This window comes from Streptomyces niphimycinicus (assembly GCF_018883605.1).
Taxonomy (GTDB): domain Bacteria; phylum Actinomycetota; class Actinomycetes; order Streptomycetales; family Streptomycetaceae; genus Streptomyces; species Streptomyces niphimycinicus.
This window is the reverse complement of sequence record NZ_JAHLEM010000139.1, coordinates 1-26,392: the sequence shown is the minus strand read 5'-3', so window position 1 is coordinate 26,392 and position 26,392 is coordinate 1. Positions and strand designations below refer to the sequence as shown.

Annotated in this window: 16 protein-coding genes; 1 reads left to right on the top strand and 15 read right to left on the bottom strand. The window is 72.3% G+C overall.

What is annotated here, in order from left to right:
- Positions 1-111: 111 nt before the first annotated feature.
- Together KN815_RS14385 and KN815_RS14380 are read right to left on the bottom strand one after the other, a co-directional pair.
- Entirely contained in the window at positions 112-1,323 is a 1,212-nt protein-coding gene (locus KN815_RS14385) for an FAD-dependent oxidoreductase (protein WP_216342337.1), read from the bottom strand.
- Positions 1,324-1,662: 339 nt separating this feature from the next.
- Positions 1,663-2,529 carry an Fpg/Nei family DNA glycosylase gene (locus KN815_RS14380; RefSeq protein WP_216342335.1) on the bottom strand — a complete coding sequence of 289 codons (867 nt, stop codon included), beginning with the start codon at positions 2,527-2,529 and terminating at the stop codon, positions 1,663-1,665.
- 159 nt (positions 2,530-2,688) lie between these two features.
- Between KN815_RS14380 and KN815_RS14375 the strand changes: the two genes are divergently transcribed.
- Positions 2,689-5,511, top strand: coding sequence for a peroxidase family protein (locus KN815_RS14375; protein ID WP_216342333.1), 2,823 nt, complete (start codon positions 2,689-2,691; stop codon positions 5,509-5,511).
- Positions 5,512-5,551: 40 nt separating this feature from the next.
- Here the strand turns inward: KN815_RS14375 and ccrA are convergent, their stop codons facing one another.
- The 13 genes from ccrA to KN815_RS14310 all read right to left on the bottom strand — a co-directional run.
- The gene (gene ccrA / locus KN815_RS14370) at positions 5,552-6,892 is read right to left on the bottom strand and encodes a crotonyl-CoA carboxylase/reductase (RefSeq protein WP_216342331.1); all 1,341 of its coding nucleotides are present in this window, start codon (positions 6,890-6,892) and stop codon (positions 5,552-5,554) included.
- Between the two features lie 113 nt (positions 6,893-7,005).
- Positions 7,006-8,391, bottom strand: a complete 1,386-nt coding sequence (locus tag KN815_RS14365; protein WP_372458357.1) for an NDP-hexose 2,3-dehydratase family protein — start codon at positions 8,389-8,391, stop codon at positions 7,006-7,008.
- Positions 8,379-9,365: an aldo/keto reductase gene (locus KN815_RS14360; protein WP_216342327.1), complete on the bottom strand. Its 987-nt coding sequence runs from the start codon at positions 9,363-9,365 to the stop codon at positions 8,379-8,381. The genes KN815_RS14365 and KN815_RS14360 overlap by 13 nt, the downstream gene beginning before the upstream one ends.
- Positions 9,365-10,330 carry an NAD-dependent epimerase/dehydratase family protein gene (locus tag KN815_RS14355; protein WP_253208971.1) on the bottom strand — a complete coding sequence of 322 codons (966 nt, stop codon included), beginning with the start codon at positions 10,328-10,330 and terminating at the stop codon, positions 9,365-9,367. The genes KN815_RS14360 and KN815_RS14355 overlap by 1 nt, the downstream gene beginning before the upstream one ends.
- A 92-nt stretch (positions 10,331-10,422) precedes the next feature.
- Entirely contained in the window at positions 10,423-11,166 is a 744-nt protein-coding gene (locus KN815_RS14350) for a response regulator (RefSeq protein ID WP_253208970.1), read from the bottom strand.
- Positions 11,163-12,425 carry a sensor histidine kinase gene (locus tag KN815_RS14345; protein ID WP_216342325.1) on the bottom strand — a complete coding sequence of 421 codons (1,263 nt, stop codon included), beginning with the start codon at positions 12,423-12,425 and terminating at the stop codon, positions 11,163-11,165. Before KN815_RS14345 ends, KN815_RS14350 begins: the two co-directional genes overlap by 4 nt.
- Position 12,426: 1 nt before the next feature.
- A complete protein-coding gene (locus KN815_RS14340) occupies positions 12,427-13,164 on the bottom strand; it encodes an ABC transporter permease (RefSeq protein ID WP_216342323.1) in 738 nt (245 codons plus the stop codon).
- 21 nt (positions 13,165-13,185) lie between these two features.
- On the bottom strand, positions 13,186-14,094 hold the full coding sequence (locus KN815_RS14335; protein ID WP_014056963.1) for an ABC transporter ATP-binding protein: 909 nt from the start codon (positions 14,092-14,094) through the stop codon (positions 13,186-13,188).
- Positions 14,095-14,257: 163 nt separating this feature from the next.
- A complete protein-coding gene (locus tag KN815_RS14330; RefSeq protein ID WP_216342321.1) occupies positions 14,258-14,854 on the bottom strand; it encodes a dTDP-4-dehydrorhamnose 3,5-epimerase family protein in 597 nt (198 codons plus the stop codon).
- The gene (locus tag KN815_RS14325) at positions 14,851-16,083 is read right to left on the bottom strand and encodes an activator-dependent family glycosyltransferase (protein ID WP_216342319.1); all 1,233 of its coding nucleotides are present in this window, start codon (positions 16,081-16,083) and stop codon (positions 14,851-14,853) included. The genes KN815_RS14330 and KN815_RS14325 overlap by 4 nt, the downstream gene beginning before the upstream one ends.
- 34 nt (positions 16,084-16,117) lie before the next feature.
- Positions 16,118-16,903, bottom strand: a complete 786-nt coding sequence (locus KN815_RS14320) for a thioesterase II family protein (RefSeq protein WP_216342317.1) — start codon at positions 16,901-16,903, stop codon at positions 16,118-16,120.
- A gap of 87 nt (positions 16,904-16,990) precedes the next feature.
- Positions 16,991-23,245 (bottom strand): type I polyketide synthase, encoded by a 6,255-nt coding sequence (locus KN815_RS14315; RefSeq protein WP_216342315.1) that lies wholly within the window; start codon positions 23,243-23,245, stop codon positions 16,991-16,993.
- 41 nt (positions 23,246-23,286) lie between these two features.
- Positions 23,287-26,392 (bottom strand): type I polyketide synthase (locus KN815_RS14310; protein WP_216342313.1); only part of this gene is annotated, 3,106 nt, incomplete at its 5' end.

The following is a 26,392-nucleotide window of genomic DNA, read 5'->3' as shown; positions in this document are numbered from 1 at the left end:
GCACCAAGTGCCCGTGAGAGTCCGGGCCAAACGTCGGGCCCGCGCGGCCCCGCCCCCGGGACCGCGTTCCGGAGGGTTCCGGGTGCGGTCCGGGGGCGGGTGCGCGGCGGGTCAGCGGCGCCGGCGGGCCGTCTGCGCGTCGACCGGCTCGTCCCAGTCGATGCGATAGCCGGTCAGCCAGTCGGGGGCGCCGTTGCCGGCCCGGTCCAGCTTGCGCGGCATGGTGGCATCGCGCAGGGCCCGCGCCACCGGTCCCGGCGCCGTGCGGCGGGCCATGCCCGCGCCGGCCGTGGCCACCTTCTCGACCCGCTCCCGGCGCAGCGCCTCGTACGCGGCGAAGGCCGACTGGGGCGAGCGCAGATCGCGCAGGCATTTGGCGAGCACGACACCGTCCTCGATGGCCATCGACGCGCCCTGGGCGGCGTTGGGCGCGCAGGCGTGCGCGGCGTCACCGACGATGACCATGGCCTCCTCGGACCAGGTGGGGGTGGAGACGATGTCGTAGGCGGCGGTGGCCACGATGGAGTCGCCGGTGGCGCGGACCAGGTCGGCGGCGGGGGTGTTGTCCTCGGCGAAGAGCCTCAGCAGCCGCTCCCGCCACTCCTCGGCGGCGATGGCGGCCGACTCACCCTTGGAGATCTCCTCGGCCGGGGCGTTGCAGAACCACCACACCTCGCCGTCCGGGGCGGTGGTGCAGCCGAAGAACGCCTGCCTGCCGAAGATCATCGTGTAGGCGTCCGGGTCCGGCGGCGTCTCGGCGTCGCGGGTGTAGCCGCAGACGGTGTGCTGACCGGTGTAGCGGGGCCGGGGCGCGGCAGCGTCGATGGACCTGCGGACGAGCGAGTGGATGCCGTCCGCGCCGATCAGCACATCGCCCACGGCGCGGCCGCCGTCGGCGAAGGAGCAGACGATCCGGCCGTCGGGGCTGGTGTGGGCGGCGAGCAGCCGCTTGCCGTGCTCGATGCGCACTCCGCGGCGCACCGCCTCCTCGCGCAGCACCCGGGCCAGGGTGGCGCGTTTGAGGGTGACGGAGCCGAGGCCACCGTCCTGCGATCCGGACATGGGCCGGTTGCCGAGCCGCTTGCCGGTGTTGCTGATGAACTCGACGCGGCCGACCGGGAAGGAGTTCTCCAGCACCGGTTCATGGGCGTCGATGGTGCGCAATGCCTCCAGGCCGTTGGCGGCGACGACGAGGAACGCACCCGCGTCGGTGGCGTCCGGGGGGTACGTCTCGTGGACGACCGCGTCGATCCCGGCTTTCCGCAGGGCCATCGCGGTCACCGTGCCGGCGATGCCGCCACCGATGATCAGGGCTGTGGTCATGGTGCTCCGTGACGTGGCGTGGGGTGTCGTGGCGTGGGGTGTCGTGTCGTGGGGTGTCGTGTCGTGGGGTTGCGACAGCACCATATGGCGGACCGGAGCCTCCCGGGTCAAGAGCGCTGGTTCAACTACCCTGCGGTGGGCGGCATTTGGGACAGCTCCGGCAACCCGCCACGTGAGCGGCCGCGCCACGTGAGCAGCCGCGCCAGGTGAGCGGCCGCGCCACGTGAGCAGCCGCGCCAGGTGAGCGGCCGCGCCACGTGAGCGGCCGCGCCACGTGAGCAGCCGCGCCATGTGAGCGGCCGCACCATGTGAAGGGCTTCGCTGCGTGAGCCGTCCCGCTTACTTGAGCAGCCGGGACAGCCGCCGGTCGGCGAGCGGCTTGCCGCCGGTCTGGCAGGTGGGGCAGTACTGGAGCGAGGAGTCGCGGAAGGACACCTCACGGACGGTGTCCCCGCACACCGGGCACGGCTGCCCGGTGCGGCCGTGCACCCGCATGCCGCCGCGCTTCTCCCCCTTGAGGTCGGTGGCGGCCAGGCCGCGGGAGCGCTCGACGGCGGAGCGCAGCGTGGCGCCCATCGCCTCGTACACCCCGGCGATCTCCGCTTCGGTGAGGTCGGAGGCGAGCCGGTAGGGGGACATCCGGGCGGCGTGCAGGATCTCGTCGGAGTAGGCGTTGCCGATCCCGGCGATGACGCTCTGGTCGCGCAGCACCCCCTTGATCCGGTGGCGTACGCCGCGCAGCAGCCCGGCGAACGCCTCCAGGGTGAAGGAGTCGTCGAGCGGGTCCGGGCCCAGCCGGGCGATCCCGGGGACCTCCCGCGGGTCGCGGACCACGTACACCGCGAGCCCCTTGCGCGTCCCGGCCTCGGTGAGGTCGAACCCGGAGCGCTCCGGACCGGCCAGGAGCAGCCGCAGCGCGAGCGGGCCCTTGCCGGGGCGGGGCGGGGCCTCGGGGAGTCCGTCCCGCCAGCGCAGCCAGCCCGCCTTGGCCAGGTGGACGACCAGATGGGGGCCGTCGGTGGCCAGGTCGAGGAACTTGCCGTGGCGGGCCGCCGCCGTGATGGTGCGGCCTTCGAGCGCGCTCAGCGGCGGATCGTAGGTCTTCAGGACGCTCACCGCGACGGGGAGGACACGGGCGATCTCCCGGCCGGCGGCGCGCTCGGCCAGGATCGCGGCGAGGGCCTCCACCTCGGGCAGCTCCGGCATGCCACCAGTGTGCCGCAGGGGGGCCGCGAATCACCCGGGGCGCCCCCGAGGGAGCCGGTTACCACCGGCGCACCGCTCCGGGCTGCGGCCTCGCGGACACTCCCTTACCGTCTCTTTTGTCCCTTCTCGTCCCAGCCTGCCCCGTACGGAGCGTTTCCCATGGTCGACACCGGACAGCAGTCCGTACGAAGCGAGCAGGTACGCGGCGGTGCGGCACCCCGCGTCGGCGAGGCGGCACGCGGCGCGGAGGCGGCACGGCAGGAGGCGACGGGCGGGACACGAGGCGCGACGTACGAGGGCTATGAGGCGTACGAGAGCTATGAGGCGTACGAGGGCGGCAGCCCCGAGGCCGAGCGGCGGCGCTTCGAGAAGCTGACCCACGAGCTGATGCGGATGCAGCGGGCCCGCCCCGGCGGCGCGGTGGGCCCGGGCGCCCCGCAGCTCCTGCGCCCCTTCCGGGCCAAGGCGACGCTGGGCGTGGAGAACGCCCGGCTGCGGTTCCGTGACGACCTTCCGCCGGAGCTGTGCGTGGGATACGCCCGGCCGGGCGCCGAGTACCCGGCCGTGGTGCGGCTGTCCACCGCGAGCGGCACCGAGCGGCAGGACACCACGCCCGATCTGCGCCGGATGGCGGTGCGGGTCCAGGCCGGTCCGGAGGAGACCCACGATCTGCTGGCCACCAGCTTCCCGGTGTCCCATGCCGCCGATGTACATGAGTTCGTCGCCTTCGCCAAGGCCACGGCGGGCGCGGGGAGCACCGTGGAGAAGGCGTTCGGGCTCTTCGTCCGGCTGCCGCTGGCGGTGGGCTGGGCCACCGCCGACCGGATGCGCCGCAATGTGCGGATCGCCACCCGCCATACGGTGGGCTCGCTGGCCCGCGAGACCTTCTGGAGCCGGGGCGCGATCCTGTGGGGCCCGGCCGGTCCGGTGCGGTATCAGCTACGTCCGGCGCCCGGCGGCACCGCCGCTCCCCCGCCCGACCGCGGCGATCCCGACTATCTCGACCGTGAGCTGGCGATGCGGCTGTCCACCGGCGACATCGCCTTCGAGCTGTGTGTGCAGCGCTATCTGGACGACCGCCGCACCCCGGTCGAGGACGGCTCGGTGGAGTGGCGGGAGAGCGACGCCCCGGTCGTCCCGGTCGCGGTGCTCACCGTGCCGCGCCAGGACCTGGACGGTGCCCGGGCCCGGGCCGCGGCCCGCCGGGTCGAGCTGCTGACGTTCAACCCCTGGCACACCACCGAGGAGTTCCGGCCGCTGGGCAATCTCAACCGGGCGCGCAAGGCCGCGTACGAGGTCGCCGCGGCGCACCGACTCGGCCTGCGCTTCCCCACCGCCGAACCGGGCCCGACCGCGGAACCGGGCCCGATCGCCGAGCCGGGCCCCACCGCGCTGCTGCCCGTTCCGCTCCGCGCCGCCTTCGATCTGCCGGTGCGCGCGGCCTTCGGCCTGGTCAAACGCTGTGTGCCCGGGCATCGGCTGCCGGACCCGCTGGGGCTGCTCAACTCGGGCGCGCTGGGCCGGACGCTGCATCGGTTCGGCCTCCTCGACGCGCCCTCGCCCGAGTCGCCATCGCGCCCCGGTCCGGCCCCCGCCCCGGCGCCGACGCGCTCGTACGACGGCCTGCCCGGCGATACGGGCGTGGCGCGGAGGGCCGCCGCCGGCCGCCGCCTGTCACCGGTCCACCGCCCCGAACTGATCCATGTGCCCCACCCCGCCACGGTCAGCGAACGGCTGCTGCACCGGGAGCGCTTCCGGCCCGCCACCTCGCTCAATGTCCTGGCGGCCGCCTGGACCCACTTCCAGTCCCCGGACTGGGTCGACACCGCCTCCCACCGCTGGGAGGGCTCGCAGGCGTACGGCGGTGCCGGGCAGCGCCTGGAGGAGGGCCATCTGCCGCCGGGCCCGGGCGGGGTGCCGCCGATCGGCTCGCCCGGCGCCTGGTGGCTGGGGCTCAGCGCGATGCACACGCTCTTCGCCCGCGAGCACGAGGCGGTGTACGAGGCGCTGCGCCGCACCCATCCGGCGATGGCCGAGGAGGCGGCGCACCGCACGGCCCGGCTGGTGGTCCGCGCGCTCATCGCCAAGATCCATACGGTGGAGTGGATTCCGGCGATCCTCGCCACCGAGGTGATCGACCTCGGCTCGAGGACCAACTGGCAGGGCCCGCCCGCCCGTTGGCTGTCCCGGCTCGGCCTGTGGCTGTTCGAGGCGAGCGCGTCGGCGGGCGGCCCCCGCGGCGTGCCGGACCATCCCGGAGTGTCGTTCGCCCTCGCCGAGGAGTTCATGACGGTCTACCGGACGCATCCGCTGGTCCCCGACGGCATCGAGCTGTGCGACCACCGCCTCGGGCGGCGGTCGCGGTCGCTCGGCTTCGACGAGGTGCGGGGCCCGGCGGCCGAGGCGGTGATGCGCAAGACGGGGCTCGCCGACGCCCTCTACTCCTTCGGCATCGCCCATCCGGGCGCGATCACTCTGCGCAACTGCCCGCGCGCGCTGCGGCGTTGCGAGCGGGACGGCGAGCTCCTCGATCTGCCGGTGGTGGATCTGATGCGGGCCCGGCGGCGGGGCGTACCGCGGTACAACGACTTCCGGGCCCGGCTGGGCAGACCGCGGATCCGCTCCTTCGAGCAACTGTCCCCCGATCAGGACGCGGTCGCGCGGCTCGAGGAGGTCTACGCCTCCGTCAATGAGATCGACGCCATGGTGGGGCTGTTCGCGGAGAATCCGCCCGAGGGGTCCGGCTTCAGCGAGACGGCGTGCCATGTCCTGCTGCTGATGGCCATCCGGCGGATTCAGGACGATCGCCTTCTGACCGTGGACTTCCGGCCCGAGGTGTACACCCCGCTGGGGCTGGACTGGGTGGAGAAGTCCAGTATGACCTCGGTGATCCTGCGGCACTGCCCGGAGCTGGCCAAAGTGCTGCCCCGCGGGGCGAGCCCGTTCGCGCCCTGGCGGCCGGTGGCGCCGTCCGCGGCCTGACCTCGGCCTGACCGCGGCCTGACCGCGGCCGTGGACCGGTTCAGTCCTGGCGGAAGCGGTTGATGGACGGCAGATGGCGCTCGCGCAGCTCCGGATCGCGCACGCCCAGGCCCTCCTCCGGGGCCAGGCACAGGACGCCGACCTTCCCGGAGTGGCGGTTGCGGTGGACGTCCTGGGTGGCCGTGCCGACCGCCGCGAGCGGATAGACCTTGGAGAGCGTGGGGTGCACCATCCCCTTCTCGATCAGCCGGTTGGCCGCCCATGCCTCCCGGTAGTTGGCGAAGTGGGTGCCGATGATGCGCTTGAGCGCCATCCACAGATAGCGGTTGTCGTACTCATGGCGGTAGCCGGACGTCGAGGCGCAGGTGACGATCGTTCCGCCGCGCCGCGCCACGTACACACTGGCGCCGAAGGTCTCCCGGCCGGGGTGCTCCAGGACGATGTCCGGATCGTCGCCGCCGGTCAGTTCGCGGATCCGGGCACCGAAGCGCTTCCACTCCTTGGGGTCGGGCGTGGACGCGTCCTTCCAGAACCGATAGCCCTCCTCGGCCCGGTCGATGACCAGCTCGGCCCCCATGGAGCGGACGAGTTCGGCCTTGCGCTGCCCGGAGACCACGCACACCGGGATGGCCCCGCCGTTGACGGCCAGTTGGGTGGCGTACGAGCCGAGGCCACCGGCCGCGCCCCAGATGAGGGCCACATCGCCCTGCTTCATCTGGGCGCCGTTGCGGGAGACGAGCTGCCGGTATGCCGTGGAGTTGACCAGGCCCGAGGACGCGGCCTCCTCCCAGGTGAGGTGGGCGGGCATCGGCATGAGCTGATTGGCCTTGACCAGCGAGAGCTCGGCGAGCCCGCCGAAGTTGGTCTCGAAGCCCCAGATGCGCTGCTCGGGGTCGAGCATGCTGTCGTCGTGGCCGTCCGGTGAGCGCAGTTCGATGGACAGGCAGTGGGCCACCACCCGGTCGCCGGGCTTCCAGTGGCGCACCCCCGGCCCGGTGCGCAGCACCACACCGGCCAGATCGGAGCCGAGGACGTGGTAGGGCTGGTCGTGGCGGGCCGCTCCGGGGTCGTCGGTCCGTGCGTACCGCTCCAGGAAGCCGAAGGTCGGCATCGGCTCGAAGATGGCGCTCCACACGGTGTTGTAGTTGATCGCGCCGGCCATGACCGCGATCACCGCCTCGCCCGGGCCCGGTTCGGGCGTGGGCACCTCACGGATGTGGAGCGACTTCTGGGGGTCCTTGTCCTTGGTGGCCATGCCCTCGAACATCTCGGATTCCTCTTTGAGGATCACCGCGCCCCGATAGGACTCGGGCACGCTCAAGGCGGCGAAATCCGCGGCCACCGCATCCTCTGCCAGCATGGCGCTGATGATGTCCTGCATGACGTGTCCTCCGATGTACCGCCCCGAGCCGTCTGTGTCCCGGAGGCTATGGCAGTGGCCACGATCCGAATAACCCCTACGTCCGCCCAGGTCCGGCCCCCCTAGGCGGCCCCCTATACCGCCAGGGAGTGCAGACAGGCGATGAGCGTGCGGGCTTCGACATTGACGTAATGGCTGTGGCGTATCAGGTCGAGCAACTGACGCACGGCCATCCAGCGGTAGTGCGACGGCTCCTCGGGGACGGCGCTCATCTCGGTTTCCACGATGAGATAGCGATTGAAGGCGTGGAAGAACCGGCCGCCTTCCTCGGAGAGCACGGTGTCGAACCGCACCCGTTCGGCCGGTGCCTCCACCACCTCGTGGAGGAACGGCGGGGTGGCCCCCTCGGGCAGATGGGTGTAGTTGCGCGGTGTGCACTGCACGGTGGGGGCCAGCTCCACCACATCCGTGTAGCCGGGTTCGGCGCGGGCCTGCACCAGCACATGCGGCACCTGGTCGGCGTAGGCCAGCAGGAAGGCCGCCACGCCCGGGCCATGGGGCTCGATCATGGGCTGGGTCCAGCCGCCCACCTCACGGCCGCCCGCGGTCACGTCCACGGCCATCACGCTGAAGAAGCGACCGCTCTCGTGGGAGATCCGATGGGTGCTGCGGTGCCAGCTTGCCGTCTCCCGCAGCGGTATCCGCTCGGTGAACACCTCGCGCTCGGTGCGCAGTCCGGTGATCCAGCTCAGGATGTCGGCGTCGCGGTGGCGGCGGTGGGCCCGGGAGGCCGGGAAGGCCGTCTCCTGGGGGGCCGACGGGGAGTGCGGCAGACAGGCCAGGACGCTGCGCGCGTCCATGTTCACCAGGTCCTCCACGGCCAGCAGATGGTGCAACTGGCCCAGCGTCAGCCAGCGGAAGCCGTCGCGCAGCTCGACGTCCGTCTCCGGTGCGACCTCGACCAGCATGTTGCGGTTGCGCTTGTGGAAGAACCAACTGCCCTGCTCCGACTGGCGGACATCGGCGAGCACCCGGTGCCGTTCGGCCTGCTGGAAGTACTCCACATACGGCACGGCCCGGCCCTTGTGCACCCGGGTGTAGTTGCTGCGGGTCGCCTGGACGGTGGGCGAGAGCTGAAGCCCACCGTGGTTGCCCGGCTCCATCTTGGCCTGCATCAGGAAGTGCGGTACGCCGTCGAAGTCCTTGACCAGGATGCCGAGGATGCCGATCTCCGGCTGGTGGAGGATCGGCTGGCGCCACTCCTCCACCGGCGCCCCCGGCATCCGCACCCGGATGCCCTCGACGCTGAAGAACCGGCCGGTCTCATGGACGAGGTTGTGGGTGCCCGGTGCGAAGGCCCAGCCGCGCATCTGCTCGAACGGAATGATCTCGACCCGGGATTCGTCGGCGTCGACGCGCTCCCGGAACCAGCGCTGGAAGTCGGCGAGCAGGGTCACCGAGCTGTCGACGGTGGCGGCCGAGCGGATCAGCCGCTCCTGGAGCGTTTTCACCACGCCCATGCCTCCGGCCCGGGGCCGCCGTTGCCGATCGGCGGGAACAGCCGGTCCAGTTCGGTCAGCACCTCGTCGGACAGCGTCAGCTCCATGGCCTTGAACGCCCCTTCGAGCTGGTCCAGGCCGCGCGGCCCGATGACCGGCGCGGTGATGCCGGGGCGGCCCATCACCCAGGCCAGCCCCACTTCGGCCGGGTCGGCGCCGAGGCCGTCGCACAGCTTCTCGTACGCGGCGACGGCGTCCCGGTGGACCTCCAGCGCCTGGGCCGCCCGGCCCTGGGCGGTCTTCATCGCGGTGCCCTCGGCCAGCTTGCGCAGCGCCCCGCTGAGCAGTCCGCCGTGCAGCGGGGACCAGGCGAGCACCCCGACCCCGTACCGCTGGGCGGCGGGGATCAGCTCCAGTTCGATATGGCGGGTGACGAGGTTGTAGACGCTCTGCTCGGAGACGATGCCGAGGAAGTGGCGGCGGGCGGCGGCCTCCTGGGCCTCGGCGATATGCCAGCCGGCGAAGTTGGACGAGCCGACGTAGCGCACCTTGCCCTGCCGGGTCAGCGTCTCCATCGCCTGCCACACCTCCTCCCAGGGGGCATGGCGGTCGATGTGGTGCATCTGGAACAGGTCGATCCAGTCGGTGCCCAGCCGCCGCAGCGAGTCCTCGCACGAGGCGATGATGTGCCGGGCGGACAGCCCCGAGTCATTGGGCCAGTCGCTCATCGGGTTGAACACCTTGGTGCCCAGCACGACCTTCTCGCGCCGGCCGCCTCCCTGGGCGAACCAGCCGCCGAGGAACTCCTCGGTGTAGCCCTTGTGCTTCTGCCAGCCGTACTGGTTGGCGGTGTCGACGAAGTTGACCCCGCGGTCCAGGGCGGTGTCCAGGATCGCGTGGCTCTCCTCGTCGCTCGCCCTGACCCCGAGGTTCAGGGTGCCCAGGCACACCCGGCTCACCTTGAGGCCGGTACGTCCGAGATAGGTGTACTCCATCAGTGTCCTTCGGTACGGGCCGCCGCGGCAGCCGGTCGGCTCGAGGTGGCGGAGGTGGCCCAGAGGTCGTGGAGGGATTCCTTCAGGGCCACCTTCGGGGACCAGCCCAGGAGCCGCCGGGCGAGGCGGATGTCGGCCTGGGTCCAACTGCCGCCCTTGCTCTGCACGGCGCCGCTCTCCTCGCGCACCAGCTCCGTGGGGACCTGGGAGGCGGAGATCAGCAGCCAGGCCAGTTCGCGCATGCTGGAGGCGTCGCCCTGCCCGATGTTGATCGCCCGGCCGGTCACCGGGCTGCTCGCGGCCAGCGCCACGGCCTCGGCGACATCGCGGACGTCGATGAAGTCCCGCTGGTCGTCGACGAGGGTGAGGGAGAGCGGAGCGTCCTTCGTGGTCCGGCGCAGCCGGTGGGCGAGTCCGCCGAGGAAGCTGCCCCGGGGGGTGCCCGGTCCGCAGACGTTGGTGACGCGCAGAACACAGCCGTCGATGCGGCCCGCGTCCGCCGCGCCCAGGACGATCCGGCTGCCGACGAGCTTGGTGCGGGCGTAGGGGGTGTGGGGGGCGGTGGGGTGGTCCTCGGTGATGGCCGTGCCGTCGGGGACCGGGCCGTACTCGTGCACCGACCCCAGATGGACCAGCCGCGGCCGTCTGGGGAGCGTCGCCGAGGCGTCCACCAGCCGGTCGACGAGCGGGATGTGCGAGGCCGTCATGCTCGCCTCGTCGCCCTCCCAACTGTCGCCCGCGGCGTTGACGACGAGATCGGCGGACTTCGCGGCCCGGGCGATGTCGTCGCTCGGCGCGGTTACCGCGTCAAGAGGCAGGAATGCGACTCCGGGAATGGGTTCAGCGGGTTTTCTCGCTATTGCCAGGACTTCATATCCGCGTTTGGTGAGCGCCCTACAGATATGTCGCCCGATGAATCCGGTGCCGCCGATCACAACGGCCTGCCGATCTCGCATGTGGCCCATATCGCCACCGTATTGGCGCCGCTTCGAGCGGAACAACCCCTACCCTGATCCACCCCTATCGGCCACCCCTATCACGGCTCCGACCTGCGATGTCATTGGAATAGATGGCGTTTATGGGCCTCGCTGACCGCTGCCGCGCGATCCTTCACCCCGAGTTTCTCGTAGACATGCAGCAGATGTGTCTTCACCGTCGCCTGGCTGATGAACAATGCCGCCGCGGCCTGTCGATTCGTGGCCCCGTCCGCGATAAGTCTGAGCACTTGGAGTTCACGGTCGCTCAGCGGCCCCTGGGTGGGTTTACGGACCTGGCCGAGAACCCGTCCGGTGACCGCGGGCGAGAGGACGGACTGGCCCGAGGAGGCGGACCGCACGGCGCGGGTCAGCTCCTCGCGCGGGGTGTCCTTGAGGAGATAGCCGGTCGCCCCGGCGGCCAGGGCGCCCATGACGTCGCTGTCGGTGTCATAGGTGGTCAGCACCAGGATCCGGGCCTCCGGGTCACCGCGCAGCAGCCGTTTGATGGCCTCGACCCCGCCCATCCGGGGCATGCGCAGATCCATCAGGACCACATCGGCCGACTGCCGTTCGTACAGTTCGACGGCCTCGGCGCCGTCACCGGCCTCGCCGATCACCGTGAAGTCGGGGTCCCGCTCCAGCACCCCGCGCAGCCCGTCGCGGACCACGGGGTGGTCGTCCACGATGAGGATGCGGATGGGCGCGGCGGCGGGGCGGTGGGCGCCGCCGCCGTGGGGGTTGCCGCGGGGGGTGCTACCGCCGTGGGGACTACCGCTGGGGGTGCTGCCGCCGTGGGGGTGACCGCTGGGGGTGATTCCGCTCATGCACCGGCTTCCTGGGGGATGACGGGGACGGCCGCGCTGATGGCGGTGCCCTCGCCACGGGCGCTTTCGATGTCCAACGTACCGGCGACCCGGCCCAGTCGGCGCCGCATCGCCACAAGCCCCAGCCCGTGGTCACCGGAGGTGCCGGCGGCGGCCTCCGCGGCGGCGGGGTCGAATCCGACGCCGTCGTCGAGCACATCGAGGACGACCACGTCCTCCATGTACGACAGGGTGATGCCCACCTTCGACGCCTCGGCGTGCTTGGCGATATTGGCGAGTGCCTCCTGCGCCACCCGGTAGAGCGTGGCCTCCAGTTCGGCGTGGACGGGGGTGGCGGTCCCGGTCGTCTCGAACGCGACCTTCGCCTCCCGCCCCCGTGACCAGCCCTCGACCAGGCACTCCAGGGCGTCGGGCAGCGTCCGGGACTCCAGTTGCTCGGGGCGCAGGGCCTGGACCGACCGGCGCGCCTCGGCCAGGCTGTCCCGGGCCAGGTCCTTGGCCGCGACGAGATGGCGGCGCCACACCTCGCGGTCGCCTTCGGCGTGTTCGGCGGCCTCCAGTTGCCGGATGATGCCGGCCAGCCCCTGGGCGAGGGTGTCATGGATCTCCCCCGCCATCCGCTGGCGCTCGTCCAGCACTCCGGCCTCCCGCGCCTGGGTGATCAACTGGGTGTGGAGCCCGGCGTTCTCCTTGAGCGCCGACCGGAGTTCGGCCACGGTCCGTTTGCGCCGCTGATGCTGTTCGTTCAGCCGGCTCGACAGCAGATTGATCCAGCCGATCACCACGGTCTGGAAGGCGATGGCGGCGATATAGCCGACCACGGCGCCGGTCGTGGGGCTCGGGAAGCCGTCCGGCACGGTGTTGACGACGAACGAGGTGGCCGCCACGGACACCAGCGCCCAGACCGTCGGCAGCAGCACCAGCGCCTGGAGGAATCCGGTGGCGGCGAAGACCATGAACACCTGGTCCCGTGCCAACAGCGCGGCGGAGAGGGCGAGCAGCCCGGTGAAGTAGACGGCCGTCCGCGCCATGCCGTACGGCTGTCTGCTGCGGCGGCCGGTCGGCAGGGTGTAGGTGCCCAGGATCCACAGGGCGGCCAGCGCCGCCAGGCCGAGCGTGGTGAGCAGCCGCCGGGCCGGTGGCGGGCCGTGGACCACGCTCAGGGCCGTGGACAGAAACAGCAGAAGGTAGGGCAGCCCTCCGAACAGGATGTCGGAGTGCCGCTCCCACCGTCCGCCGTCGTCCTTGGACGCGCTCACCTCACTCCCAGCGGAACAGCTTGGCCGCGGCGGCGGTGGCGGCCACCGCGATCACCCCGAGGACGGTCAGATGCAGCGCCTGCGGCCACTGGTTCTCCCAGGAGTCGCGCAGGGCCTGCAACGCGGCGCCCAGCGGGGTGTAGTCGCCGATGGTTGACACGGTCTCGGGCAGATCCTCCTTGGGGAGGAACGCCCCGCCGAAGAAGAGGCTGGGGAAGAGCAGGGAAAGGCCCATCGCGGTGGCCGACTTGCTGCTCGGCGCGATGGCCGCGATCACCAGGCCGATGGAGAACAGCGCCCAGGTGCCCAGGGCGAAGCTGATCAGAAAGGCGGGGACGTCGCCGGGCAGCTTGGTGTCGAAGGCGGCCTTGCCGACGATGAGCACCAGCACGGCGGAGACCGCCGCGGTGACCAGGTTGATGAAGAGCTGGGCGATCAGCAGATTTCCCGGGTGGACGGGGCTCGCGGCCAGCCGCCGCAGGATGCCCTTCTCCCGGTAGGTCGCCAGCGTGGTGGGCAGCAGGTTGAGGGCCAGCATGGTCAGACACAGCGACATCGCCATCGCGGGGACGAACGCGGCCATCGACTCCTTGGTGGCGGCGTCGTCATTGGACTTGGTGGTGACGAAGTGGAAGATGGCCAGCAGCATGATCGGCAGTGCGATGACGAAGAACACCGCGGTGGGATCGCGCAGGAACAGCTTGCTCTCGACGAAGGTGAGCTTGGTGCGCCCGGACATGGCAGAGATCTCCTCGGCGGTTCAGTTGGCGGGCTTGGAGCCGGTCAGGGCGACAAAGGCGTCATCGAGACTCGCCTGCTCCAGGCGGAGTTCGTTCGCCACGATCTGGTTGCGGGCCAGGACGGAGATCACCGCGTAGACGACATTGCCCTTGCCGACCACCGTCACCTGGGACTTGGACCGGGTCACACTGCTCACCTCGGGCAGTGAGGTCAGCAGTTCGTCGTCCATCGGCACGGACGGCTTGAAGCGGATGATCTGCTGTTCATCGACCCGGGACACCAGTCCGGAGGGGGTGTCCAGGGCGACGACCCGGCCGGATTCGATGATGGCGATCCGGTCGCAGAGCCGCTCGGCCTCCTCCATGAAGTGGGTGACCAGCAGCACGGTCACGTCCTGCTCCCTGACCTTCTCGATCAGCTTCCAGGTCTCGCGCCGGGCGTGCGGGTCCAGTGCGGTGGTCAGCTCGTCGAAGACGGCGATCCTGGGGTTGCCGACCAGGGCGAGGGCGATGGACAGCCGCTGCTGCTGTCCGCCGGACAGCGATCCGTAGGGGGTGTCGGCCTTGCCCGACAGGCCCCAGTCCTTGATGAGTTCGCGCCAGTCGACGGGGTCGCGGTAGAAGGTGCTGTAGAGCTCGAGCGCCTCCCACACCTTCATCTTGGGGGGCAGTTCGCTCTGCTGGAGCTGGATCCCGATGGACTCGCGCAGCTCGGCGAGGTCCTTCAGCGGGTCCAGGCCCATCACGGAGATCTCGCCGCCGTCCCGTTTGCGCATCCCCTCGATGCACTCCACGGCGGTGGTCTTGCCCGCGCCGTTGGGGCCCAGGATGCCGAAGATCTCGCCCTCCTCCACGGAGAAGGACACGTCCTGTACCGCGACGTGATTGCGGTATTCCTTCCGCAGGTTACTGACCTCGATCAGCGGCATCGGCCGGGTCCTCCTCGCTTCGGTTCCTTCACTCTTCCACCGTAGGAAGCGGGTATCCCCCGCGGATCGGCCCATCGGCTGCCCGGCGGGCTGATCCTCCCTCCACCCACCGGCTGACCGGCCGCATCAACCGATCGGTGGAGGGGGGTACGCCACGGCCGGGTCAGTCACGCCGGGGGTGCAGCGCCCGGCACACCTCGTAGGACGGCAGCAGCCCCGCCCGTTCGGCCTCGGCCAGCCCGGGGGCGTTCCGGTCCCGCTGGGAGACCAGATACTCCAGGTCCGTGGGCCAGGGCAGGCCGAGCGCCGGGTCGAAGGGGTTGATCTCGTGCTCGGCTCCCGGGTTGTACTCCGCCGAGTTCAGATAGGCCGCCACGGTGTCGTCCCGCAGCGCGATGAAGGCGTGGCCGAGGCCCTCCTCCAGATACACCGCCCGGTACGAGATCGGGTCCAGGCGCACACTGTCCCAGTGGCCGAAGGTGGGCGAGCCCACCCGCAGGTCCACCACCACATCGAGGAGTTCGCCGCTGGTGCAGGTCACCATCTTGGCCTGGCCCGGGGGTACGTCCGCGTAGTGCACCCCGCGGACCGCGCCGCGCCGGGAGACGCTGTGGTGGTTCTGGCCCAGCCGCAGCGGATGGCCGACGGCCGCGGCGAAGGCCGCTTCGGTGTAGTGGGCGACGAACGCGCCGCGCTCGTCGCGGTGGACGTCCGGGCTGAACTCATAGGCCCCGGAGACCGCCAGCTCGCGCACCTTCATCGGCTGTGCTCCATGGTGAGCTTCTCCAGCACCGGCACCACATCGTGCGGGGTGGGGGTGTGCAGGTTCTCCTCCCGCAGCCGCTCGGCGGTCTCCTTGTACGTGGCGTCCCCCAGCAGCCGCTGGACGCTCTCCCGCAGCACCTCGGTGGTCAGCTCGGAGGCGTGCACGGCCAGTCCCGCACCGGCCTCGTGGAGACTGGTGGCCTTGTTCCACCAGTCGCCGTAGCGGATGGTGGGGATGAACTGCGGTACGCCGTTGACCAGTGCGGTGCCCCAGGAGCCGAAGCCGCCGTGGTGGATGAGGACCGCGGCGCCGGGCAGCAGGGCGTGCAGCGGGACGAAGTCGACGATGCGGGTGTTGGCGGGGATCTTCTCCAGGGCCGCGACCTCCTCGGGCGGCAGCGCGGCCACCACGTCGATGTCCATGGTCCCGAGCGTGTCGATGATGTCGGTGACCGGCATGAAGGTGCCGCCCAGGGCGGCCCGTGCGGAGACGCCGGAGGTCAGCACGACCCGCGGCCGCTCGGGGACCTCGCGCAGCCAGTCCGGGATCTCACAGGGGCCGTTGTAGGGCAGATAGCGGACCGGGACCCGGTGGACCGACAGCGGAAGCTGGAGGCTGGTGGGGATCTGGTCGATGGTCCACTGACCGACCACCACCTCCTCGTCGAAGGTGCGGTCGTAGCGGGCGAGGACGCCGCCGAGCCAGTCGGCCATCGGGTCCTCGCGGCGCTCCTCGGGCTGCTCCGCGAGGCGGGTCAGGAACACCTCACGCATCTTGGAGTAGATGTCGATGCACCACAGCAGCCGGGCATGGGCGGCGCCCACGACCCGGGCGGCCACCGGGCCCGCATAGCTGACCGGGTCCCAGATGACCAGGTCGGGCTGCCAGTCGCGGGCGTAGGCCACCAGTTCGTGCACCATGCAGTCGTTGTAGGTCTGGTACGCGAACATCACGCTGACCTTGAACTTCATCAGCACCTGTTCCCAGGAGTGCTGATCGAGGTCCGGAGCGGACCAGTCGGACAGCGGGTTCTCCAGCGAGTCGCGGTTCTCCGTCAGCATCTCGTGGAGATTGTGGTCCGTGCCGACGGAGACGGCCGTCAGACCGGTGCTCTTGATGTGCTCGGTCAGCGCGGGGTTGCTGGCGACATGCACCTCGTGGCCGGCCGCGGCCAGCGACCAGGCGAGCGGGACCATGGTGAACAGGTGCGATTTCTCGGACACCGTGGCGAAAAGGATACGCATCGTCGGTTCTCTCTCAGTCGATAGGTCGTCGGGGGCGGGAGGTGGCCGCCCGCAGGGTGTCCGTGATGACTCCGGCCACCGCGGCCTTCTGTTCACCCAGGTAGAAGTGGCCGCCGGAGAAGACCTCCAGCCGGAAGGAGCCGGCGGTGTGCTCCCGCCAGCCCGCCATCTCCGGGGCCCTGACGCGGATGTCGCCGTCGCCGGCGAGCCCCACGATGTCGCAGCGCAGCCTGGCGCCGGGCCGGTACTCATAGGTCTCGGCCGCCTTGTAGTCGCTGCGGATGGCCGGCAGGGTCAGCCGCAGCAGTTCGGCGTCGCCGAGGATGCGCGAGTCGGTCCCGCTGACCAGTTGGAGCTCGGCGATGAGCCCGGCGTCGTCGCGCCGGTGGATGTCCAGGCTCCGGTGGTGTGAGGGTGCGGGCCGGCCCGAGGCGAAGAGCGTCACGGGCACGGTCCCCAGCTCCCCTTCGAGCAGCCGGGCCAGCTCGAACGCCACGCTCGCGCCCATGCTGTGGCCGAACAGCGCGATCGGCCGGTGTGCCGCCAGTGGCGTCAGCGCCTGGAAGATCTCACGCGCCATCTCGTGGATGTTCTCGATGGGCGTGTCATGGCGGCGGTCCTGCCGCCCCGGGTACTGGACGGCCAGCGCCTCCACGGTCGGCGGCAGCAGCTCGGAGAGGGGGAAGTAGAAGCTGGCCGCTCCTCCGGCGTGCGGCAGGCAGACCAGGCTGACCTCGGCCTCCGGACGCGGATGGAACCTGCGGAACCACAGGCTCTCATCGGTGACGGGCATCGCCATGGTCGTCGTTCCTTTCGCGGTGCTCGGAGGGCGCCTCGGCCCTTTCGCGGTGCGGGAGGGCGCCTCGGCGGCGGGTGCGGGGCGGAGTCAGGCGCCGTCGCGCGGCAGGGACTCCAGCCAGTCCTCGATGGCCTGGGCGGTGGGGAGGGAGTGGTCCTCCATCATGGTGAAGTGGTTGCCGCGCACATCGACGATGTCGTGCGGCAGTTCCCAGAAGGACCGCCAGTCGGGCAGCTCCTCCAGCTTCAGCGAACCGGTGGACAGCGGCTCCAGCGCGCGCACGAGAAGGGTGGGGGTGGCGATCGGCTCGGGATCCCAGCTTCCGAAGAGGTTGAGATACCAGCCCATGGCCGACAGCCGGTCGTCGTCCATGGTGACGAACACGCCCTCGCGCTCGGTCATCCCGTCCATGAGCGAGAGCCCGAACTGGTTGAGGATGCTGCTCTTGGGCACATACGTGTCCACCAGCACCACCGCGGTCGGCCGGATGCCCATCCGCTCCAGATGTCCCGCCGCCGCATGGGCGAACCAGCCGCCCGCCGAGGAGCCCAGCAGCACGATCGGCGCCCCGTCCGCGGCCTGCGCCACCGCCTCGGCCTGGGCGGCGACCACCGCGTCCGCCGTCTCCGGAAGGGGCTCACCGCGGCCGAAGCCCGGCAGCGCGAGCGCCGACACATCGCGCCGGCCCCGCTGCGAGGCCGCGAACCGCGCGTACTGGTGGATGCCCGCGACCGCCAGGCACGAGGAGAAGCAGAACATGTGCTGCTCGGCCGGGCCCTTGCTGAGCCTGACCGGCGTCGGCAGCTTCTCCAGTTCGGAGGTGGCGCTGAACCGGGGCCGCAGCGCCGCGGTGGCGTGCAGCAGGTCGAAGATCTCTTTCCATTTCCCGGTCTCGAACGCCTGGGTGTAGAGCGCGCTCAGCGTGGTGGACTCACCCGCGGCGGCTGCCGTCGGGCCCGTGGGCGTCTCCGCGGACGGGCCCGACTGCCGGGCCGCGGCCAGGTCCGAGCGGAGCCGGGCGGCCAGATCGGTGGGCGTCTCGTGGTCGAAGACGAGCGTGGCGGGAAGCCGCAGCCCGGTGGCCACATTCAGCCGGTTGCGCAGCTCGACCGCGGTGAGCGAGTCGAAGCCGGAGTCCACGAACTCATGGGTGGCGCCGATGGCGGACGGGTCCGGGTGGCCGAGCACGGTGGCCACCTGCGTCCGCACCAACTCCACCAGTACGGCGTCCTGTTCGGCCTCGGACAGCCCGGCGAGCCGGTCCCGCAGCGCGGAGTCGCCGCCCGGCGAGCCGGTGCGCGCGTTGGCGCCCGCCCGGCGCGCCGGTGCCCGCACCAGTCCGCGCAGCAGCAGTGGCACCGAGCCGGATCCGGCGTTCGCGCGCAGTGCCGCGAGGTCGAGCCGCATCGGGATGAGCAGTGGGGTGTCCAGGGCGAGGGCGGTGTCGAGCAGTTCCATGCCCTGTTCGGAGCTGAGCGCTGCCACGCCCGAGCGGGCGGCCCCGGCCGTGTCCGCCGTTCCGGTCATCGTGCTGGTCCGCGCCCACAGCCCCCAGGCGAGGGAGTGGGCGGGCAGCCCCCGCGCCCTGCGGGCCTGTGCGAAGGCGTCGAGGAAGCCGTTGGCGGCCGCGTAGTTGCCCTGTCCGGCGCCGCCGAGCACCCCGGCGGCCGAGGAGAAGAGCACGAACGCGGCCAGGTCCAGCTCCCGGGTGGCCTCGTGGAGGTGGAGTACGGCGTCGGCCTTGGGCCGCAGCACCGTGTCCATCCGCTCGGGGGTGAGCGAGGAGAGCACCCCGTCGTCCAGTACCCCCGCGGTGTGGAACACCCCGGTCAGCGGGTGGTCGCCGGGCACCTGGGCCACCAGGGCGGCCACCGCGTCCCGGTCGGCGGTGTCGCACGCCGCCACGGTCACGGTGGCGCCGAGCGCGGTCAGCTCGTCCCGCAGCCGGTCGGCGCCCTCGGCGGCCGGTCCCCGGCGGCTGGTCAGCAGCAGATGGCGGATGCCGTGCCGGGTCACCAGATGGCGGGCGAGCAGCCCGCCGAGGGTACCGGTGGCGCCGGTGATCAGAACGGTGCCCTCGGGGTCCAGCGCGCGGGTGGCGCCGGTCTCGCCCTGGGCGCGGGCGAGCCGCGGGGTGTGCGCCTGGCCGGCGCGCAGCGCGAGCTGCGGCTCATCCAAGGGGAGGACCGCCGGGAGGGCCCGTACGGACTCCTCGTGCTCGTCGAGGTCGACGAGGGTGAACCGGTCGGGGTTCTCGGACTGCGCCGAGCGCACCAGGCCCCACACGGCGGCGCCGGGCAGATCGGTGACGTCCGCGCCGGGCGCGGTGGCCACGGCGCCCCGGGTGATGAACACCAGCCGGGAGTCGGCGAACCGCTCATCGGCCGCCCAGCTCCGGGCCAGCTCCAGGGCGGTGCCCAGGGAGGCCCGTACCGCGTCGGCCGGTTCGCCCGGCCCGGCCTGGCCGCACACCAGGACCGCCGCGGGGGCGGCCGTACCGGCGTCGACGGCCGCGCCCAGCGACTCCAGGTCGACATACGACTCCAGGTGGACCCCGGCCGCGAAGAGGCTCTCGGTCACCTCCAGTGCGTCGTCGCCGACCAGCGCGGCCCGGGTCAGCGGGGTGGCCGGGGCGGAACCGGCGAGCGCGGGCCAGTCGAGCTGGAACAGTGCCTCGTTGCTCGCGGCGCGGGCGCCGCTGAGCTGATCGCCGGTCATCTTCCGCAGCAGCAGTCCCTCGACGGTGGCCACCGGGCGGCCGGTGGGGTCGGCCACCGCGAGCGCCACGGTGTCCTCCCCGGCCGGGGAGATCCTCACCCGCACCTCGTCGGCCCCGGCGGCGTGCAGCGACACCCCGGTCCAGGAGAACGGCAGCCGCCCCTGCGCCGTTTCGGGGTCCTCTCCGGCGAAGAGGGTGCCGAGCGCGATGCCGTGCAGGGAGGCGTCGAGCAGCGCCGGGTGGATCCCGTACGCGGCGGCGGCCGACCGCTGCTCCTGGGCCAGCCGTATCTCGGCGAACACCTCGTCGCCGCGCAGCCAGGCGGCCCGCAGCCCCTGGAACGAGGGGCCGTAGCCGAAGCCGCCCGCCGCGTACCGCTCGTACATGTCGCTGACGTCGAGTTCGGTGGCGTCCGCCGGAGGCCACGCGGTCAGCTCCGCTGGGGTGGCCGGGGCGGCGGTGGCGAGGGTGCCGGTGGCGTGCGGGGTCCACGGCTCGCCGAACCCGGCGCCCTCGGGGCGGGAGTGCACGTTCAGCGGGCGCCGTCCGCTCTCGTCGGGTTCTCCGGCGGTCACCCGGAGGGTGAGCGCGCCACGGGCGGGGAGGATGAGCGGCGCCTGGAGGGTCAGCTCCTCGATCTGGTCGCAGCCGACCTGGTCACCGGCCTGGATCGCGAGTTCCAGGAACGCGGTACCGGGGAAGAGGACCGTGCCGGAGACGGCGTGGTCGGCCAGCCAGGGCTGGGTGGCCAGGGACAGCCGGCCGGTGAGCACCAGGCCGTCGGTGTCGGCGAGTTCGACGGCGGCGCCCAGCAGCGGATGCCCGGCGGCGCCGAGACCCGCGGAGGTCACGTCACCGGCCCGGTCGGCGCCGTCCAGCCAGTAGCGCTGCCGCTGGAAGGCGTACGTGGGCAGCTCCACCCGGCGGGCGCCACGGCCCGCGAACACCTTCTCCCAGTCCACCTCGCCACCGTGGACATGCACCCGGCCGACCCCGGCCAGCAGCGACTCGGCCTCACCCCGGTCCTTGCGCAGCAGCGGAACGAACGCGACGGCATCGGCGTCGGAGACGCACTCCTGTCCCATCACGGACAGCACACCGACCGGGCCCAGCTCCACACAGCGGGTCACACCCTGGTCCTCAAGGAACCGCATGCCGTCCTGGAACCGGACCGGCTGCCGCACATGGCGCACCCAGTAGTCGGGCGTGCACAGCTCCTCGGCCGCCGCCTGGCCGGTCACATTGGACACCACCGCGATCCGGGGCGTGCCGTAGGACAGCTCGCCGACGACCTTGGCGAACTCCTCGAGCATGGGCTCCACCAGCGGCGAGTGGGCGGCGACGCCGACCCGCAGCCGCTTGTTCTTGACGCCCACCGCTTCCGCGATCCGCAGGACGGCCTTCTCGTCGCCGGAGATCACCGTGGCGGCCGGGCCGTTGACCGCGCCCAGGGCCACCTGGTCCTCGTGGCCCGCCAGATGGGGCAGCACCTCGGCCTCGCCGGTCTGAAGCGAGACCATCGCGCCGCCGGCGGGCAGCGCGTCCATCAGCCGGCCCCGGGCCGCGACCAGCGCACAGGCGTCCGGCAGCGAGAACACGCCCGCCACATGGGCCGCGGCCAGCTCGCCCACCGAGTGGCCGACCAGGAAGTCCGCGGTCACGCCCCAGGACTCCAGCAGCCGGTACAGCGCCACCTCGACGGCGAAGAGGCCGGCCTGGGTGTACAGGGTCCGGTCGAGCAACTGGGCGTCCTCGCCGAAGACCACGTCGCGCACCGCGTGCTCGGCATGGCCGTCCAGGTGGCGGTCGAGTTCGGCGCAGACGGTGTCGAACGCGGCGGCGAAGACCGGGAAGGCGGTGTGCAGGGCGCGTCCCATGCCGAGCCGCTGTGCGCCCTGCCCGGTGAACAGGAACGCCGTCTTGCCCGCACCGGCCACCGCGCCGGGCGTGGCGCCGGAGGCCAACCGGTCGAGTTCGCCCAGCAGTTCGGCACGGCTCGACCCCACGACCACCGCGCGGTGGGTGAAGGCGGAGCGGGTGAGCGCCAGCGAGTAGCCGATGTCCACGGGGGACGGCTCGGGCGCGTCCGCCACATACGACCGCAGTCGCGCGGCCTGGGCCCGCAGGGCCTCCTCGGTGCGTGCCGACAGCGGCCACGGCACCAGGTCACAGGCGGCGGGCGCGGGGGCCTCGGTCTCGGTCTCGTCCTTGTCCTCGGGCTCCTCGGGCTCCTCGGCGGGGGCCTGCTCCAGGATCACATGGGCGTTGGTGCCGCTGAATCCGAAGGCGGACACCGCGGCGCGGCGCGGCCGCTCGGTGTCCGGCTCGGGCCACGTTCTGGCCTCGGCCAGCAGCCGTACCGCGCCCGACTCCCAGTCGACGTTGGGGGTCGGCTCCTCGGCGTGCAGCGTCTTGGGCAGCACACCGTGGCGCAGCGCCAGCACCGTCTTGATGATCCCGCCGACGCCCGCGGCGGCCTGGGTGTGGCCGATGTTGGACTTCAAGGAGCCGAGCCACAGTGGCCGGTCCTCGGGGCGGTCCTGGCCGTAGGTGGCGAGCAGGGCCCCGGCCTCGATGGGGTCGCCGAGCGAGGTGCCGGTGCCGTGTGCCTCGACCGCGTCCACATCGGCTGCGGTGAGCCCGGCGTCGGCCAGTGCCTGCCGGATGACGCGCTGCTGGGCGGGGCCGTTGGGGGCGGTGAGCCCGCTGCTGGCGCCGTCCTGGTTGGTGGCGGAGCCGCGGACGACCGCGAGCACCCGGTGACCGTTCTCCCGTGCGTCGGACAGCCGCTCCACGAGCAGCATGCCCACGCCCTCGCCCCAGCCGGTGCCGTCGGCGGAGGCGGCGAACGCCTTGCAGCGGCCGTCGGAGGCGAGCCCGCGCTGCCGGCTGAAGTCCACGAAGGCCACCGGTGTGGACATCACCATCGAGCCGCCGACGAGGGCGAGTTCGCACTCGCCGCGGCGCAGCGCCTGGGCGGCGAGGTGCAGGGCCACCAGCGAGGACGAGCAGGCGGTGTCCACGGTGACCGCGGGGCCTTCGAGCCCGAAGGTGTAGGCGATACGGCCGGAGGCGATGCTGCCGGAGCCACCGCTGCCGACGTATCCCTCGACATCGTCGGGCACCTGGCGCAGCCGGGTCGCGTAGTCCTGGTACATCACCCCGGCGAAGACCCCGGTGCGGCTGCCGCGCAGCGTGGCCGGGTCGATCCCGGCCCGCTCCAGGGCCTCCCACCCGGTCTCCAGCAGCAGCCGCTGCTGGGGGTCCATGGCCAGCGCCTCGCGCGGGGAGATGCCGAAGAACGCCGGGTCGAAGTGGTCGGCGTCGGTGACGAAGCCGCCTTCCCGCGCATAGCTCGTCCCCGGCTTGTCCGGGTCCGGGTCGTAGAGGGCCTCCAGGTCCCAGCCCCGGTCGGCGGGGAACTCGGTGACCGCGTCCCGGCCGTTCGCCACCAGCTCCCACAGGTCCTCCGGGGATGCCACGCCGCCGGGGTAGCGGCAGGCCATCCCGACGATGGCGATGGGCTCGTGGTCCTTGGCCTCGGCCTCCTGAAGGCGCTGGCGAGTGCGGTGCAGATCCGTGGTCACTCGCTTGAGGTAGTCGCGGAGCTTTGCCTCGCTCACCGTTTACCGCCCATCTCTTTGTATTCCAACTCCGGGTACTGTCAGGACAGGCCGAGTTCGTTCTCGATGAAGTCGAAGATCTCGTCGTCCGAGGCGGCGTCGATGCGGCCGGCGACCGCGTCCTCCGCGTCCTCCGGGCCCTGGCCGAGCCGTACCAGCAGGTCCTGGAGACGCGAGGCGAGCGTGCTGCGCGCCTCCTCGTCGGTGGCGACGCGGGCCAGATTGCTTTCCAGGGCGTCGAGTTCCGGAAAGGCCATCGACGCGGCGGTGAAGGTCTCCGGGGCGATCTCGGCTTCCAGGTACGCGGCGATCGCCGTGGAGGTGGGGTAGTCGAAGAGCAGGGTGACCGGCAGCCGCCGACCGGTGGCCTTGCCGAGCTGGTTGCGGAGTTCGACGGCGGTGAGCGAGTCGAAGCCGAGGTCCAGCAGACCTCGTTCCGCGTCGACGGCGGCCACCGAGTCGAAGCCCAGCACCCCGGCCACGGTCGTACGGACCAGGTCCAGCAGGAACCGGCCGCGCTCGGCCTCCGGCAGGCTGGAGAGATGCTGCTTGAGTCCCTCGGGCCGCGCGGACGCGGCCCCGGCTCCCGCTCCCGTTCCCGCGGCGGTCCGGCGGGCGGGCCTGGCGGGCGCGGCCTTCACCAGCCCGCGCAGCAGCGCCGGTACGTCACCGGAGCGCGCCCCGAGCCCCGCGGTGTCGAGCCGCATGGGCAGCACGACGGCGGCGTCCACGGCGCGTGCGGCGTCGAAGAGCCCGGCGCCGTCCGCCGAGGAGAACGGGACGATGCCACCGCGCGCCAGCCGGTTCAGATCGGCGCCCGCCAGCTTGCCGGTCATGTCGCTGCGCTGGGCCCACAGCCCCCACGCATGCGACTGGACGGGGCGGCCCTGGGCGCGGCAGTGCTGGGCGAAGGCGTCGAGGAAGGCGTTGGCCGCCGAGTAGTTGCCCTGGCCCATTCCGCCGAAGGTGCCGGCGATGGAGGAGAAGAGGACGAGCGCGGACAGGTCCAGGTCGCGGGTCAGCTCGTACAGGGTGAGCGCGGCGTCGACCTTGGGCCGCAGTACGCTGTCCATCCGCTCGGGGGTGAGCGAGGACACCACACCGTCGTCCAGGACGCCCGCCGTGTGCACGACGGCCGTCAGCGGATGGGCGGCGGGGACGGTGGCCAGCAGTGCCGCCAGCGCCTCCCGGTCGGCCACGTCGCAGGCGGCGAGGGTGACCTCGGCGCCCAACTCGGCTAGCTCGGAGCGGAGTTCGGCGGCGCCTTCGGCGTCCGGGCCGCGGCGGCCGGCGAGCAGCAGATGCCGCACACCGCCCTCGGCCACCAGGTGGCGGGCGATGACCCCGCCGATGGTGCCGGTGGCCCCGGTGACCAGCACCGTGCCCTCGGGGTCCCAGGCGGGCGGGGCGGTGTCGGGGACGGGGGTGGTGGCGAGCCTGGGCACCGTGATGTCACCCTGGCGCACCGCCAGTTGCGGCTCGTCCAGGGCGAGGGCGGTCGGCAGGGCGCCCACCGACCCCTCGTGCTCATCGAGGTCGACGAGGACGAACCGGTCGGGGTTCTCCGACTGCGCGGAGCGCACCAGGCCCCATACGGCGGCGTGGGCCAGGTCGGGCACCTCCGCGGCGGGCGTGGTGGCCACCGCGCCCCGGGTGATGAACACCAGTCGGGAGTCGGCGAACCGCTCCTCGGTCAGCCAGGCCCTGACCAGCGCCAGCGCCCGGTGGGTCGCCGTCCGTACGGCGTCGGCCACCCCCTGTGGCTCCGGTGCGCAGGGCACCAGCACGGTGGCGGGCATGGCGGCCGGGTCGGCGGGCAGCGCGGCCAGGTCGCGGTAGGTGTGCGCGTCGAGTCCGACCAGCTTGAAGTCGTCGTCGCCGAGCAGGCCCCAGCTCCCGGCGGGGTACCGCTCGGGCACGGCGGTGGAGGTGTCGGCGGCCACCCAGTCGAGCCGGTAGAGCGTGTCACCGCCGGTGGTGGCGGCGTCGCCGAGCTGTTCGGGCCGCTTGCGCAGCACGAGCGATTCGACGGTGGCCACCGGGCGTCCGATGGAGTCCGCCACGGTCAGTGCCACCGTGTCGGCGCCGCCCGGGGTGAGCCGCACCCGTACCTCTCCGGCCCCGGCGGCGTGCAGCGACACCCCGGTCCAGGAGAACGGCAGCCGGCCCTCGCCGTCCTGGAACGTCGGGGCGAGCGCGATGGTGTGCAGCGCGGCGTCCAGCAGGGCCGGGTGCAGCCCGTAGCCGGTGGCGGCGGACTGCTGCTCCTGGGCCAGCCGTACCTCGGCGAACACCTCGTCGCCGCGCAGCCAGGCCGCGCGCAGTCCCTGGAACGAGGGGCCGTAGCCGAAGCCGCCCGCCGCGAACCGCTCGTACAGGTCCTCGACCTCGATCGGCTCGGCGCCCGGCGGTGGCCACGCCCCGCCCAGGTCGTAGGAGCCCTCGGCGGCGCCGACCGCCAGCACACCGGTGGCGTGCCGGGTCCACGGCAGCTCCCGATCCGCGTCCTCGGGACGGGAGTAGACGTCCAGTGTGCGGTGGCCGTCCTCGTCGGGCGCGTCCACCACCAGTTGCAGGGTGACGGCTCCGCGCTCGGGGAGGATGAGCGGCGCCTGGAGGGTCAGCTCCTCGACCCGGTCGCAGCCCACCTGGTCACCGGCCTGGATCGCGAGTTCCAGGAACGCGGTGCCGGGGAAGAGCACCGTGTCCAGGACCGCGTGGTCGGCCAGCCAGGGCTGGCCGCGCGTGGCCAGCCGCCCGGTGAGCACCAGGCCGTCGGTGCCCGCGAGTTCGACGGCGGCGCCCAGCAGCGGATGCCCGGCGGCGCCGAGACCGGCCGAGGCCACATCGCCCACGGTGGCGGGCGCGTCCAGCCAGTAGCGCTGCCGCTGGAAGGCGTACGTGGGCAGCTCCACCCGGCGGGCGCCACGGCCCGCGAACACCTTCTCCCAGTCCACCTCGCCACCGTGGACATGCACCCGGCCGACCCCGGCCAGCAGCGACTCGGCCTCACCCCGGTCCTTGCGCAGCAGCGGAACGAACGCGGCGGTGTCGATGTCGGCATAGGCATCAGCGTCGGCATCGGCATCGGCCAGGCACTCCTGGCCCATGGCGGAGAGCACACCGGCGGGGCCGATCTCGACGAAG